Origin of the sequence: Phycicoccus sp. HDW14, assembly GCF_011383005.1 — a bacterium.
GTDB lineage: Bacteria > Actinomycetota > Actinomycetes > Actinomycetales > Dermatophilaceae > Phycicoccus.
This window is the reverse complement of the sequence record NZ_CP049935.1, coordinates 253,030-265,890: the sequence shown is the minus strand read 5'-3', so window position 1 is coordinate 265,890 and position 12,861 is coordinate 253,030. Positions and strand designations below refer to the sequence as shown.

Annotated in this window: 16 protein-coding genes and 1 pseudogene; 9 read left to right on the top strand and 8 right to left on the bottom strand. The window is 73.0% G+C overall.

Annotated elements, in window-relative coordinates; translation table 11 throughout:
- Positions 1-100: 100 nt before the first annotated feature.
- Together G7075_RS01360 and G7075_RS01355 are read left to right on the top strand one after the other, a co-directional pair.
- Positions 101-748: an ArsR/SmtB family transcription factor gene (locus tag G7075_RS01360; RefSeq protein ID WP_371814149.1), complete on the top strand. Its 648-nt coding sequence runs from the start codon at positions 101-103 to the stop codon at positions 746-748.
- Positions 745-2,025, top strand: a complete 1,281-nt coding sequence (locus G7075_RS01355; protein WP_166118098.1) for an MFS transporter — start codon at positions 745-747, stop codon at positions 2,023-2,025. Before G7075_RS01360 ends, G7075_RS01355 begins: the two co-directional genes overlap by 4 nt.
- A gap of 146 nt (positions 2,026-2,171) precedes the next feature.
- On the opposite strand, the gene G7075_RS20560 is transcribed toward G7075_RS01355, so the two are convergent.
- On the bottom strand, positions 2,172-2,399 hold the full coding sequence (locus G7075_RS20560; RefSeq protein WP_240918121.1) for a hypothetical protein: 228 nt from the start codon (positions 2,397-2,399) through the stop codon (positions 2,172-2,174).
- Here G7075_RS20560 and G7075_RS22350 point away from each other — a divergent pair.
- Both G7075_RS22350 and G7075_RS01350 read left to right on the top strand, forming a co-directional pair.
- Positions 2,322-2,641: pseudogene (locus tag G7075_RS22350) on the top strand (iron-containing alcohol dehydrogenase). The gene G7075_RS20560 and the pseudogene G7075_RS22350 overlap by 78 nt on opposite strands.
- Positions 2,638-3,387 (top strand): iron-containing alcohol dehydrogenase, encoded by a 750-nt coding sequence (locus G7075_RS01350; protein ID WP_371814148.1) that lies wholly within the window; start codon positions 2,638-2,640, stop codon positions 3,385-3,387. The pseudogene G7075_RS22350 and the gene G7075_RS01350 overlap by 4 nt, the downstream one beginning before the upstream one ends.
- 58 nt (positions 3,388-3,445) lie before the next feature.
- Here G7075_RS01350 and G7075_RS20110 read toward each other — a convergent pair whose 3' ends face one another.
- Positions 3,446-3,829: a hypothetical protein gene (locus G7075_RS20110; RefSeq protein ID WP_205860593.1), complete on the bottom strand. Its 384-nt coding sequence runs from the start codon at positions 3,827-3,829 to the stop codon at positions 3,446-3,448.
- A 36-nt stretch (positions 3,830-3,865) separates the two neighbouring features.
- Between G7075_RS20110 and G7075_RS20105 the strand changes: the two genes are divergently transcribed.
- Together G7075_RS20105 and G7075_RS01340 are read left to right on the top strand one after the other, a co-directional pair.
- Positions 3,866-4,756: a sensor histidine kinase gene (locus tag G7075_RS20105; protein WP_205860592.1), complete on the top strand. Its 891-nt coding sequence runs from the start codon at positions 3,866-3,868 to the stop codon at positions 4,754-4,756.
- Positions 4,750-5,433, top strand: a complete 684-nt coding sequence (locus G7075_RS01340; RefSeq protein WP_305849800.1) for a response regulator transcription factor — start codon at positions 4,750-4,752, stop codon at positions 5,431-5,433. Before G7075_RS20105 ends, G7075_RS01340 begins: the two co-directional genes overlap by 7 nt.
- Before the next feature lie 46 nt (positions 5,434-5,479).
- Here the strand turns inward: G7075_RS01340 and G7075_RS01335 are convergent, their stop codons facing one another.
- The 6 genes from G7075_RS01335 to mdo form a co-directional block, all read right to left on the bottom strand.
- On the bottom strand, positions 5,480-5,836 hold the full coding sequence (locus tag G7075_RS01335; RefSeq protein ID WP_166118096.1) for a YciI family protein: 357 nt from the start codon (positions 5,834-5,836) through the stop codon (positions 5,480-5,482).
- 92 nt (positions 5,837-5,928) lie between these two features.
- Positions 5,929-6,840: a mycofactocin oligosaccharide methyltransferase MftM gene (gene mftM, locus G7075_RS01330; protein ID WP_166118094.1), complete on the bottom strand. Its 912-nt coding sequence runs from the start codon at positions 6,838-6,840 to the stop codon at positions 5,929-5,931.
- The gene (locus tag G7075_RS20100) at positions 6,837-7,442 is read right to left on the bottom strand and encodes a VWA domain-containing protein (protein ID WP_240917803.1); all 606 of its coding nucleotides are present in this window, start codon (positions 7,440-7,442) and stop codon (positions 6,837-6,839) included. Before G7075_RS20100 ends, mftM begins: the two co-directional genes overlap by 4 nt.
- The gene (locus G7075_RS20095; RefSeq protein WP_205860591.1) at positions 7,391-8,362 is read right to left on the bottom strand and encodes a hypothetical protein; all 972 of its coding nucleotides are present in this window, start codon (positions 8,360-8,362) and stop codon (positions 7,391-7,393) included. The genes G7075_RS20100 and G7075_RS20095 overlap by 52 nt, the downstream gene beginning before the upstream one ends.
- An 8-nt stretch (positions 8,363-8,370) precedes the next feature.
- Entirely contained in the window at positions 8,371-9,576 is a 1,206-nt protein-coding gene (locus G7075_RS01320) for a MoxR family ATPase (protein ID WP_166118092.1), read from the bottom strand.
- An 83-nt stretch (positions 9,577-9,659) separates the two neighbouring features.
- Positions 9,660-10,952, bottom strand: coding sequence for an NDMA-dependent methanol dehydrogenase (gene mdo, locus G7075_RS01315; RefSeq protein WP_166118090.1), 1,293 nt, complete (start codon positions 10,950-10,952; stop codon positions 9,660-9,662).
- A gap of 295 nt (positions 10,953-11,247) precedes the next feature.
- On the opposite strand from mdo, the gene mftA reads away from it, so the two are divergent.
- The 3 genes from mftA to mftC are packed head-to-tail and all read left to right on the top strand — an operon-like array spanning position 11,248 to position 12,858.
- Positions 11,248-11,364, top strand: a complete 117-nt coding sequence (mftA, locus tag G7075_RS01310; RefSeq protein ID WP_166118088.1) for a mycofactocin precursor MftA — start codon at positions 11,248-11,250, stop codon at positions 11,362-11,364.
- Between the two features lie 7 nt (positions 11,365-11,371).
- Entirely contained in the window at positions 11,372-11,635 is a 264-nt protein-coding gene (mftB, locus tag G7075_RS01305; protein ID WP_166118086.1) for a mycofactocin biosynthesis chaperone MftB, read from the top strand.
- Complete coding sequence (gene mftC / locus G7075_RS01300) at positions 11,632-12,858, top strand: mycofactocin radical SAM maturase (protein ID WP_166118084.1); 1,227 nt, start codon at positions 11,632-11,634, stop codon at positions 12,856-12,858. Before mftB ends, mftC begins: the two co-directional genes overlap by 4 nt.
- Positions 12,859-12,861: the final 3 nt, after the last annotated feature.

The window sequence follows — 12,861 nt, the reverse complement described above, 5'->3', positions numbered from 1 at the left end:
CTACGGGGAGGCTACGGTCGCCCCAAATCGCTCGCAGGACCCCTGCGCACCTGTGCTGACCTGCGACGACACCCGTGCACAGTCTGCCTGCACGGCTCTTGTGCAAAGCAACTGTGCAAAGGTATTATGCACGCATGAGCACGAACGACGTCTCCGCCGACGGCCACCTGTCCGGCCTGCGGCTCGACGCGCAGTCCCTCAAGACCCTCGCCCACCCGCTGCGCAGCCGGCTGCTCTCGGCCCTGCGCGTCGGGGCCCGGCGACCGCCACCGACCTCGCGACGCAGCTCGGCACGAACTCGGGTGCGACGTCCTACCACCTGCGCCGCCTCGAGTCCGTCGGGCTCGTCGCCGACACCGGCGAGGGCGAGGGCAAGCGCCGGCTCTGGCGGGCGGCCACCGAGAGCCACCAGTGGGAGCCGAGCGACTTCGTCGGCGACGAGGACGCCGAGACCGCCCTCGGCTGGCTCCAGCGCGACTACTCCCGCCACCTCGGCGAGCGCTTCGAGCGGTGGCTGGACGTCGAGTCCGGATGGCCCGTCGAGTGGCGGGACGCGATGGGGATGGACGACTCGTGGGTCCTCGCGACGCCCGAGCAGGCCCGGGCGATGCGCGACGAGCTCGACGCCGTCGTCGCGCGCTACCGCCGGGTAGGCCAGGGCAACCCCGCCGCGCGGCGCGTGGCGACGTACGCCGTCCTGTACCCGGTCGACCTCGACCGGGCCCCCCGTGGCGGTGGCGCGCGGTGAGCGCCGCTCCCCTGACCGCCGGCCGGGCACGCCGGGTCCTGCTCCTCCTGACCTTCACCCGCTGGTTCCCGGTGGGCCTGGTCATCGGGGTCACGACCCTGCTGGCCCTCGAGCGCGGCATGTCGCTGGCCCAGCTCGGCGTCATCCTCTCGATGCAGGGCTTCGTCGTCCTCGCCCTCGAGCTGCCGACCGGCGGCTTCGCCGACGCCCTCGGCCGCCGGCCGCTGCTCGTCGTCTCGTCCGTCGTGGCCCTCGGGTCGGCCCTGCTCTACGTCGTCGCCCAGACCTTCGTCGCCTTCTGCATCGCGCTGCTGCTCCAGGGCGTCTTCCGCGCGCTGGACTCCGGCCCCCTGGAGTCCTGGTACGTCGACACCGCCCAGGCCGACGACCCCGACGTCGAGGTCGAGCAGGGGCTGGCGCGCGCCGGCACCGTGCTCGGGGCGGCCATCGCCGCAGGGGCGGTCCTCTCGGGCGGGATCATCGCGTGGCACCCGGTGCGGTCGCTGACCGCGCTCGAGAACGCCTACTGGCTCTCGATCGTCTTCATCGTCCTCAACGTCGTCGCGACGGCGGCCCTCCTGCGCGAGCCGGTCACCCACGTCGACTCCGGCGGCCTGCGCCGCGCCCTCGACTCCGCGCGCGAGGCCCCGCGCGTCGTGGCCCGGGGACTCCGGCTGCTCGGCACCAACCGCGTCCTGCTCGCGCTCGTCGCGGTCGAGGTGTTCTGGAGCATCGGGATGATCGCCTTCGAGACCCTCATGCCGGTGCGCCTCTCCGAGCTCGTCGGCGGGGAGGCCAGGGCCGGCGCGCTGATGGGCCCGGTCTCGGCGGCCGCGTGGGGGCTCTTCGCCGCCGGCTCGGCCGCGGCCGGGCTCGCCGCACGGCGGGTCGGGGTCACCTGGACGGCCATCGCCTCGCGCGTCCTCCAGGGCGCGTTCGTCGTCGTCATGGCGCTGATGACCGGGCCGGTCGGGCTGGTCACGGCGTTCTTCGTCGTCTACACGCTGCACGGCACGGCCGGGCCGGTGCACAGCACCCTCCTGCACCGGCAGGCCGAGGCCCACAACCGCACGACGGTGCTGTCGATGAACTCGATGGTCGGGGGCGGCTGCTACAGCCTCGGGCTGCTCGTGCTCGGCCCGCTCGCCGAGGCCGCCAGCACCGCCACGGCCATCCTCGTCGCGGGCGCGTTCAGCATCCTCGGCGCGGCGTTCTACCTGCCCGCGCTGCGCCAGGAGCGCGCCCACGCCGAGCCGGTGCCCGTCCCCGCGCCCTGACACCCTCGACCCGGCCCTCGGCACCGACGAACGCCCGGGCCGCCACGCGACCTACCCGGTCGGACAGGTGTCATCGTGCCGGGGCATCCGCCGGATCGGTGGGTGCGCGCGGCCGACCCGAGGGTTACCGTTGCGGGACCCGAGGCTCAGGAGGCCGGATGACGGGGTCGCGCGGCAACGGTGCCGGGACCGCCACCACGTGGCCCGTCGACGCGTCCGCGCTCGTGAAGTTCCAGGCCCCCGAGATCGTCTTCGGCATCGGCGCCCTCGCCGAGGCCGGCTACGCCGCCCGCCGGCTGGGGGCCCGCCGTCCGTTCGTCGTCACCGACCCCGGCATCGTCGAAGCGGGCTGGGTGCGCGAGCTGCTCGGCCACCTGCGTGAGGCCGGCCTCTCCCCGTCGTCTGCAGCGACATCTCGCCGAACCCCCGCGACCTCGAGGTCGCCGCCGCGCACGACCTCTACCGCACGAACGAGTGCGACGTCATCATCGGCATCGGCGGCGGGTCCTCGATGGACGCCGCCAAGGGCGTGGCCGTCCTCGCCGGCAACGGTGGCTCGATCCTCGACTACCGCGGTGTCGACCAGGTCCACCGCGAGATCCCCCGCTGCTCATGATCCCGTCGACGTCGGGCACCGGCGCCGACGTCAGCCAGTTCTGCATCATCACCGACACGACGCGGCACGTGAAGGTGACGATCATGGGCCGCGCCCTCGTCCCCGACATCTCGATCACCGACCCCCGCCTCCTCGTGACGATGCCCGAGTGGCTCAACGCCGCCACCGGCCTCGACGCCCTGACCCACGGCATCGAGGCGTTCGTGTCACGGGCCCACAACGCCCTCGCCGACGTGCACGCGCTCAACGCGGTCGGGCTGGTGAACCAGCACCTGGTGCAGACGATGCGCGCTCCCGACGACCCCGAGGCCCGCACGGGGATGGCCGAGGCGGCGCTGGCCGCGGGCCTGGCCTTCACCAACGCGATCCTCGGGGCGACGCACGCGATGAGCCACCAGGTCGGCGGCCTGCTCGACGCGCCCCACGGCGTCATCAACGGCATCCTGCTGCCCCACGTCATCCGCTACAACGCCGCCAGCTCCCCCGACCGGTTCGTCGCGCTGGCCCGCTCGGCGGGCATCCCGGTCGACGGTCTGCCGGCCGACGAGGTCGCCGAGGCCCTCGCCGACCAGGTGCGCGCCCTCGCCGACGAGGTGGGCGTCCCCCGGTCGCTGCGCTCGCTCGGCATCACCGAGGAGCACCTCGGCGTGCTCGCGCAGAACTCCCTCGAGGACGCGTGCCTCACGACCAACCCCCGTCCCACCGACGCCGAGGACATCGAGCGCATCTTCCGGGCGGCGCTGTGACCGAGGGCGCGACCGACCTCTCCCGGCTCACCGGGGTGCGCTCCGGGAAGAACTCGTACTACCCGGCGTACCTGCGCTCCACCGAGCGCACCCAGCGGGCCGTGCGGGCCATGGACACCATCAGCCGGGCCGTCGTCCGCACCGTCGAGGGTCCGCGCGGGTTGCTCGAGGAGGTCGCGATGGCGGCCGCCGACCACCTCGACGCCGACTGGGCCCTGCTCGCCCTCGCCGACAGCCACCTCGAGAAGGCCCGGCCCCGCTTCGTCGTCATCGGACCCGACCGGCGCAGCGTCGGCGACCACACCGAGGTCCCCGAGAACGTGCGCCTCGAGTTGTCGGCCATCCGCTCCGGGTACGCCGGGCCGTCGGCGCGCACCGACGTGTGGGTGCGGGTGCCGATGTACCTGGAGGGCCGGCGGGTCGGGGGCTGGCCGCGCGCCACGGCCTCGCCGAGGACCCGGAGCCCGAGGACCTCGCCGTGCTGCGCATCCTCGCCAACCAGGCGGCCGTGTCGCTGCACACGAGCGAGCAGTACCAGGCCGGGCTCTCGCTGCACCGGCGCGCGCAGCGCCTGCACGAGGAGGCTCGGGCGCAGGCCCGCGACCTCGCGACCCGCACCGCCGAGCTCGAGGCCGCCGAGCACCGGCTGGCCGTCGCCGAGCAGCGCGAGCTCGTCGACGCCGAACGGCACCGCATCGCCCGCGAGCTGCACGACAGCGTCACGCAGTACGTGCTCTCGGCGGGCATGGCCGTCGAGGTGGCGCGGGGCGAGGCGGTCGAGGTCGGTGCCGAGGCGTTGGGACGGCAGCTCGAGACCGCGAAGTCGTTGACGCAGACGGCGGTCGAGCAGCTGCGCTCGGCGATCTTCGCCCTGACCCGGCCCCACAGCGAGTCCGTCGCCTCGCTCGAGGACCTGCTCCGGGAGGTCGTGCACCACCACCGCTCGCTGCTCGACATCACGGTCCGCGTCGCGGGGCGGAGCGTCGCCCTCGACCACGACGTCCACCACGAGCTCGCCCGGGTCGTCGGCGAGGCCCTCTTCAACGTCGTCACCCACGCGTCCGCCCGACGCGCCGTCGTCCGCGTCCGCTGGCTCGGCGAGGCCCTCGTGGTCTCGGTGTCCGACGACGGCGACGGCGAACCCGCCGCGCTGCGCCGGATGCTCCAGCTCGAGCGGCGGACCATCCGCGACGGGCGCCACCAGGGCCTGGCCAACATGGACAGCCGGGTCCGCGGCCTCGGCGGCGCCCTGACCTTCCGTCGTTCTCGGCTCGGGGGCGTCCGGGTCACGGCACGCGTCCCGCTCCCCGTCGTCCGCGTCCGTCCCGGGCTCGACCTGCCCGTCCCCGAGGAGGCACCGCCGTGCTGAGCACCACCGACTCCCGTTCCCCCGCGCGTACCGAGCAGGAGCCCATCGGCGTCATGCTCGTCGACGACCACGCGATCGTCCGCCAGGGCCTGCGCTCGGTGCTCGAGCGCGAGCCCGACATCGCCGTCGTCGCCGAGGCCTCGTCGCGCGGTGAGGCGCTGGCCGTGCTCGAGCGGGTGACACCACGCGTCGTGCTGCTCGACCTCAAGCTCTCGACGTCGTCGGACACCGAGGGGCTCGAGCTCGCCCAGGCGATCAGCACCGGGCACCCTTCGGTGGCGGTGCTCGTGCTCACGACCTTCCTCGACGAGCACCTCGTGCTCGAGGCGGTCCGCGCAGGGGCCAAGGGCTACGTCGTCAAGGACGTCGACACCGCCGCGCTCGTGCGGGCCATCCACGACGTCAGCCAGGGCGAGTCGGCGTTCGACGCGCGCTCGGCCGCCGCCATGGTGCGCGGGATGCAGGCGCCTCCGCCGCCGACCCGGCCCACGCTGTCCGCGCGCGAGGACGAGGTGCTCCAGCTGCTGGCACGAGGGTTGTCCAACAAGGAGATCGGCAAGCGCCTCTACATCTCGGAGACCACGGCGAAGTTCCACGTCGGCAACATCCTGCGCAAGCTCGACGTGTCCGGACGGGCCGAGGCGGTCTACGAGGCGACCAAGCGCGGGATGCTCTGACCCGGTCCGACCCGCTGCTCCGGTGACGACCTCGTCGCCCGGGACCTCAGTCCTCGTCGACCGGGCGGATCTCGACGACCGGGTGCGCCCGGACCAGGACCTCGGCGGCGGTCACGAGGTCGTCGTACCGGTCGCAGGTGACGAGGTAGAAGCCGGACAGCTGCTCGGTGGTCTCGGCGAACGGTCCGTCGGTGACGAACGCGCGGGCGTCGGGTCCCCGCCGCAGCGTCCGCGCCGAGGCAGAGTCCGCGAGGGCCGCCCCGCCGGTGACGCTCCCGCCGCGCGCCCGCAGCGCCGCGACGAACTCGGCATCGGTGTCGTAGGTGCGCTGGTGATCCGCCTCGGTGCCGGCGCTCCACTCGCGCTCGTCGTCGGCGGGGAACATCACGACGTACTGGGGCATTGCGGGTCCTCTCGGGTGGTGGGTCCGACACCACCCTGACGCGCGGGGCGCCCCGATTCGACGGAGAAACCCGGACGATTCGCCGGCCGTCCTCAGACGCGGTCGAGGACCAGCCAGCCACCGTGGTGCTCGTGCACCTCCGCGCGCCACCCCACCGCCTGCTGCCCCCACTCCCGCAGGGTGTCCAGCGCGACCGCCCAGAGGTGACCGAACTGCTCGCTCGGGACGTCCTCGAGCGGGACGGCGACGACGACGCGACGCGCGGCCAGCCGGCGAGCCTCGGCGACGACCCGGGCCGCGTGGTCCCGCTCGAGGTGCTCGAGGAGGTGCACGGCGAGCACGCTCTCGACCCCGGCGTCCGGCACCGGGACGTGCGCCGCGTCGCAGGTGAGCGTCGCGACGTCGACCCCGAAGCGGGGGGCCATCGAGGCGAGGAGGCGCATGGTGCCCCCCGAGACGTCGGAGGCGGTGACCGCGCGACCGGATGCCGCGAGCCGCAGCGCGAGGAACCCGAAGCAGCTGCCCAGCTCGAGCACCGAGCCGGGCCCGACGAGCGACTCCGCGTGCGCATACACCGGTGCGTAGTCACGCACGCAGCCGTGACCGGACGCCGTGCCCGCCTGCTCCACCCCGGCGCCGGCCAGTGCGCCCACCGCCGCGAGGGTGTTGGCGTAGAACGCCTCCCACGCCAGCTCGGGGTCCTCGGCGCAGGTGAGCACGACCCCCGTGAACACCCGCTCGAACACCTCGGAGCCGCGCAGCCACCCGGGCTCGAACAGCTCGTCGGACAGCAGCCCGGCGAGGTCGTCGTCGATGGACTCCAGGGTCAGCGAGTGCTCGACGACGAGGTCTCCCCCGCCCGCCCGCCCGAGGTCGAAGTGCGGCGTGCGGGCTACCCCCAGACGCCGCCTCGCCCCCACCCCGCGCCGGCGCACCACGACGACCCCGTCGCGGTACCAGCCCCCGACGGCGGGGGCGAGGGCGTCGATCGGCGCGACGGTCACACCAGCACCTCCCCCATCCGGTGCGAGAACGACTCCAGGGCACCGAGGTTGCGTACGACCTCGATGTGGTCGCACGACGGCTCGTAGAGCGGGAGGTCGCAGCGCCCCAGCCCCCAGGAGTACCGCGGCTCGGGCGTCAGCCACACGACGTGCCGCGCCCTCCGGGCGATCTCCTCGAAGGCACCCACCGCCGGGTCCTTGCCGTTGCCGCGACCGTCGCCGATGACGACGACGGTGGTCCGGCGCGTGATCGCCGAGCCGAACTCCTCGAGGAACTGGCGCAGTGCCGAGCCGTAGTCGCTGTCGGCGTCGACGTCGACGACCCCGCCGTCACCCCGACCCGCCATCACGGCGGCCAGCGCCTGCTGCACGTGGTGGGCGGCGAAGAGGTCGGTCACCTCGACGACCTCGTCGACGAACGCGAACGACCGCACCTTGGAGGCCACCGACTGCAGCCCGTGGACGAGGTGCAGCGCGAAGCCCGACGTGGCCCGCACCGAGAGCGAGACGTCGCAGAGGACGAGCAGCTGCGGGCGGTCCTCGCGCTTGCTCACGAGCACGGGTCGGAACGGCACCCCGTCGTACCGCATGTTCGAGCGCATCGTCCGACGGCTGTCGATGACCCCGCGCCCGGCGACGTGCCGGCGGGCCGGGGCGCGCCCCGCAGCGCCCGCAGGAGCCGCCGCACGGCCTCCTCGAAGGCCAGCCGGTCGGGTTCGGCGAGCACCTCGGCGCGCGCGACGTCGAGCTCGCGCTCCTCGACCTCGGCCTGCCCGGCCATCAGCTGCTCGAGGTGGCGCTTGATCTGCTCCGGCAGCCCGGCGAGCAGGGGCGCGAGCTGGTCGCGCAGGGCCGCGACGTCGGGGTCGTCGAGCAGTCGCTCGAGCTCGTCGTCGGGCTCCCCGAGCCAGCTGAGCAGCGCCAGCTCCTCGGCGACGGTCAGCTCGACGCCGAGCTCGGCGCCCCGCGCCTCGGTGAGCCGTCCCGGGGTGCCGGGGTTGTGCAGCCGGGAGGTCGACACCTGCACCCGCGCGGCCTCGCCCTGGGGCGTCACACCGTCCTTGGACAGCACCACCTCGTCGGTCATCGAGGCCATGTCGATCTTGTTGGCCTCCTGGTGGAGGTTGTACTGCTGGGCCAGGTCCTCCGGGCGGAAGAACTCGCGGATGTCCTGGGGCTTGCCGTGGCTGTGCCCCTGCTGCGGGGTGTCGGAGAGCTCGTCCGAGATCGTCAACCCGCTCAGCTCGCCGTCGTCCGACAGGTCGTCGTGGGCGTGACCGTGCTCCTCGCCCTCCGGCACCACCCGGCGCAGCCGGAAGAAGCGCTCGAAGACCTCGTCGAAGACCTGCTGGTCGCGGCGGTCCTTGACGAGGGTGACCGCGAGGGCCGAGCGCAGCACCTCGCGCTCGGCCATGATGCCGGGCTGTGACGCGGCCTCGAGCGCGTCGACCGCCTCGGCCACGCTGACCCGCATCCCGTGCAGGCGCAGGAACCGGATGAAGCGGTGCAGCGAGCTCTCCACCGGTCGCCCTAGACCGGCCGTCGCTTGGCGCCGCCCCCGCGGAACGACCGCTGCCCCTGTCCCGGCGCGACCCGCTTCGGTTCTGCCGCACCGGCGCTCGGTGAGCCGTAGTACGCCTCGTCGTGCCGGCCAGGTTGGTCCTTGCCCGCGCGGACGTCGCGTCCGTCCGGTCCGTCGGCGTCGTCGTGGCCGTGGCCGTGGCTGTGCCCGTGGCCGTGGCCGTGTCCCTGGCCGCGGTCCTCGGGCACGGTCCGGTTCGGGTCGACGAGCCGCGGCAGCTCACGGGTGGCCAGGCCCAGGTCGCGCTCGTACTTCGTCACGACGTTGAGCGTCTCGGCGAGGACCGGGGCCGACAGCTCGGTGACGCCGAGGACCGCCAGGGTGCGGGCCCAGTCGATCGTCTCCGAGATGCTCGGGGCCTTGCGCAGCTCGAGCCCCCGGAGGCCGCGCACCACTCCCACCAGCTGCGCGGCCAGCGCGTCGGCGAGGCCGGTGTCCTTGGACCGGATGATCTCCAGCTCGCGCTCGGCGTCCGGGTAGTCGAGGAAGAGGTGGAGGCAGCGTCGCTTGAGGGCGGCCGAGAGGTCGCGGGTGTTGTTCGACGTGAGCACGACGAGCGGCGTCTGCTCGGCGACGAACGTGCCCACCTCCGGCACCGAGACCTGGAACTCGGCGAGCAGCTCGAGGAAGACCGCCTCGAGGGCCTCGTCGGCCCGGTCCACCTCGTCGATGAGCAGGACGACGGGGTCCTCGGACGTGATGGCCTCGAGCAGTGGGCGCGCCACGAGGAAGCGCTCGGAGAAGAACACGCTGTCCTGGGCCGCGATCCGGTCGACGGCGCTGGCGATGTCGGGTGCGTCCTCGACGACCTGTCCGATCTTGTCGCGGAGCATCTGGGTGTAGAGCAGCTGCTTCCCGTAGTCCCACTCGTAGAGGGCCTTGGTCTCGTCCTGGCCCTCGTAGCACTGGAGGCGCAGCAGCCGCCGCCCCGTCGCGGCCGCGACGCTCTGGGCGAGCTGGGTCTTGCCGACACCCGCCGGGCCCTCGAGCAGGAGGGGCTTGCCGAGCGCCGACTGGAGGAAGGCCGTCGTGGCGAGCCGGTCGTCGGTGAGGTACCCGACCTCGCGCAGCCGCTGCCGGGCGTCCTCGACGCCCGCGAACGTCGTCGGTGTCGCGCCGGCCGTCTCCCCGGGTGTTGCCTCGGTGTCCGTCACGGGTCCTCCAGCGTCCTCGGTGGATGGGGTGGTGCCGGTGCCGCTCGGCGGCGTGCAGCCGCCGCCGGGCGGCACCGGGGTCGTCAGCTCAGCAGGTCGTCGAGGTCACCGTTCATGCAGTGGTCCACCACGGGCCGCACCGTCTCGAACGTGCACTCCTTGGCGTTGCCGGGGGTGCAGGCGTCGCCGAGGACGTGGTTGGTGATGCGGTCGACGTCGGCGTCGTCACCCGTGATGACCTTCGCGTTCTCGTAGAACTTCGTCGGGCCCTGTCCCAGACGGTTCTTCGAGTACGAGTCGGCCGTCACGTCCGTGAACTTCTCGGTGATGCCCACGTCGCGCAGCAGCCGGATGGCGGCCTCGAGGGCGGCGTCGGCGGCCTGCACGTCGGTCATCCCGTAGGTGTCGACGCCCATCGCGTCGGCCATGTCGGCGAAGCGCTTGTACTGGGTCGGCATGTTGAAGGCCCAGACCCGGGGCAGCGCGATCGCGTTGTTCAGGCCGTGGTGGGTGTCGTAGAACGCCGACACCGCGTGGCTGATCGAGTGGATGATGCCGAGTCCGCCGGAGTTGAAGGCCTGCGCGGCGATGTACTGGGCGTACATCATCCCCTGGCGGCCGGCGAGGTCCTGGCCGTTCCAGACGGCCTGGCGCAGGTTCTCGGCGGTGAGCTTGATCGCCCGCAGCGCGTTGCCGAGCGAGGGCTCGAAGTTCAGCCGGGAGACGTAGGGCTCGCTCGCGTGGGCGAGGACGTCGAAGCCGCACTGGGCGGTGTAGTCGACCGGGCAGTCGTAGTAGAGCACCGGGTCGTCGATGGCCAGCGTCGTCACCGAGGCGTCGTCGAACGCGACGTACTTGTGCGGGTTGTCCGGGTCGGTCGTCGTGTCGGTGATGACGTACGCCCACGAGGTCTCCGACCCCGTGCCGGCCGTCGTCGAGACGGCGATGTGCGGCGGGTTCTTCGGGTTCTCGGACTTGTTGAAGCCCTCGAACTCGTTGACGTTGCGCCCGTCGTGGGCCACCGCGATGCGGGCGCCCTTACACGCGTCGTGCGAGCTGCCGCCACCGATGGACACGAACGAGTCGCACTCGTTGTCCTGGTAGAGCGAGACCGCGTCCATGACGTTGTAGTCCTTGGGGTTGGACTCGACCTTGTCGTACACGACGACCTCGAGGCCGTGGTACTTCATCGACTCCACGATCTTGTGGACGACGTCCGTGCCCCGCAGGCCGGAGGTCATCACCAGGGTCTTACGGAAGCCCAGCTTGAGGGCCTCGGGCCCGATCATCTCGTGCGCTCCGGGACCCATGAGGGCGCGGGGGAACGGGTGGAACTCCTTGATGGGGAACGGTTTCAGTAGCTCGTCGACCTGCATGGAACATCCTCCTCGTTGAGGCAGTCGCCTACCAGCGACGTCGACGCTAGGGACGGCCGCCCGGCCTTGGGTAGACGAGGTCGTGGAAACCGCCCGCCCGCCCCGGGCCTGACCCGTTCTCCGGAGGGTGGGTGCGCCCCGCCGTCCGGGCAGGGGGCCGCCCCGCCCCTGCCCGGACGGTGGGGCGGCGCCCGTGCGGGCGAGGGGTGCTGGCCCGCGACCCGCGTTCCTAGCGTGGAGGGACGGTTCCCGCCGAGGGGCCGGCCACCACCGACGCAGCTGGGAAGGAGTCGTCATGACCCCTGAGGAGACGGTCGACGAGACCACCACCGAGGCCACCGAGCGTGAGGAGCTCCTCGCCGACGCCCTCGTCGAGGACGTGTCCATCGACGGCATGTGCGGCGTCTACTGAGGCCGCCGTGCTCGAGCAACCGTGGGAGCTGAACGGCTCGGTGGCCATCCGCCCCGAGCCGTTCGGCGCCCTGCTCTACGACTTCACGACCCGCCGGCTCACCTTCCTCAAGGACCCGCGCCTCGTCGCGGTCGTCGAGGGCCTGGCCATGGCCCCCACGGTGGGTGAGGCCCTCGACCGGGCGGGCGTGCCCGCCGCCGAGCGCGCCGGGTTCGACGCCGCGCTGCACCGCCTCGCCGAGCAGCGGATGATCACGAGGAGGACCGCATGACCCTCGCCCCCGAACGCCCCGCCGCCACCGGCACCCGGCTCGTCGACCACTTCGAGCACGGCCTCGACGCCCCGATCTGCCTCACCTGGGAGCTGACGTACGCGTGCAACCTCGCGTGCGTGCACTGCCTCTCCTCCTCCGGCCGGCGCGACCCGCGCGAACTGACGACGGAGGAGTGCTTCGGGCTCATCGAGGAGTTCGAGTCGATGAAGGTGTTCTACGTGAACATCGGCGGGGGCGAGCCCACGGTCCGGCCGGACTTCTGGGAGATCGTCGACCACGCGGTGGCCCACAACGTCGGGGTCAAGTTCTCCACCAACGGTTTCCGCATCACTCCCGAACGCGCCGAGCGCCTGGCACGCACCGACTACGTCGACGTCCAGGTGTCGCTCGACGGCGCCACCCCCGAGGTCAACGACCGCGTCCGCGGTGCCGGCACGTTCGACGCCGCCCTGCGGGCCCTGCGCCACCTGCGCGACGCCGGGATGCAGGACACCAAGCTCTCCGTCGTCTGCACACGCGAGAACATCCCCCAGCTCGACCGGTTCAAGGAGATCGCCGACGAGCACGGGGCGATGCTGCGGCTCACCCGGCTGCGCCCGGCGGGTCGCGGGGCCGAGGTCTGGAACGACCTGCACCCGCTGCCCGACCAGCAGCGCACGATCTACGACTGGCTCGTCGCGCACGGCGAGGGCGTCCTCACCGGGGACTCCTTCTTCCACCTCGCCGCCTACGGCGATGCCCTCCCCGGCCTCAACCTCTGCGGTGCCGGGCGGGTCGTCTGCCTCGTCGACCCCGTCGGCGACGTCTACGCCTGCCCCTTCGCGATCCACGACCGCTTCCTCGCGGGCAACGTCCGCGGCGAGGGGTTCGGGTCGGTGTGGCGCGACGCCCCGCTGTTCCGCGAGCTGCGCTCCCCGCAGACCGGTGGCGCCTGCACCCGCTGCTCGGCCTACGACGCCTGCCGGGGTGGCTGCATGGCCGCGAAGTTCTTCACCGGTCTGCCGCTCGACGGACCCGACCCCGAGTGCGTCAAGGGCAACGCCACCGAGGCCCTCGCCGCCGTGGCCGGCGGCACCCGCCCCAGCCCGTCGCAGGACCACAGCCACAGCGGGCCGGTCCGCAACGCCCCGGTGCCCGTGACCATCGCCCGCCGCCCGCCGGCCTCGCCGTGCGACGAGAGCCCCGTCGGCCCCGGCCGGGACCCGCTCACGACGGGCTGACGG

Excerpts from the sequence above, each read along its gene's own strand:
- G7075_RS01350 (WP_371814148.1), top strand. The coding sequence starts at position 2,638 with ATGATCCCGTCGACGTCGGGCACCGGCGCCGACGTCAGCCAGTTCTGC.
- G7075_RS01335 (WP_166118096.1), bottom strand. The coding sequence starts at position 5,836 with ATGCCCCAGTACGTCGTGATGTTCCCCGCCGACGACGAGCGCGAGTGG.
- G7075_RS20100 (WP_240917803.1), bottom strand. The coding sequence starts at position 7,442 with ATGCGCTCGAACATGCGGTACGACGGGGTGCCGTTCCGACCCGTGCTC.
- mdo (WP_166118090.1), bottom strand. The coding sequence starts at position 10,952 with ATGCAGGTCGACGAGCTACTGAAACCGTTCCCCATCAAGGAGTTCCAC.
- mftA (WP_166118088.1), top strand. The coding sequence starts at position 11,248 with ATGACCCCTGAGGAGACGGTCGACGAGACCACCACCGAGGCCACCGAG.
- mftC (WP_166118084.1), top strand. The coding sequence starts at position 11,632 with ATGACCCTCGCCCCCGAACGCCCCGCCGCCACCGGCACCCGGCTCGTC.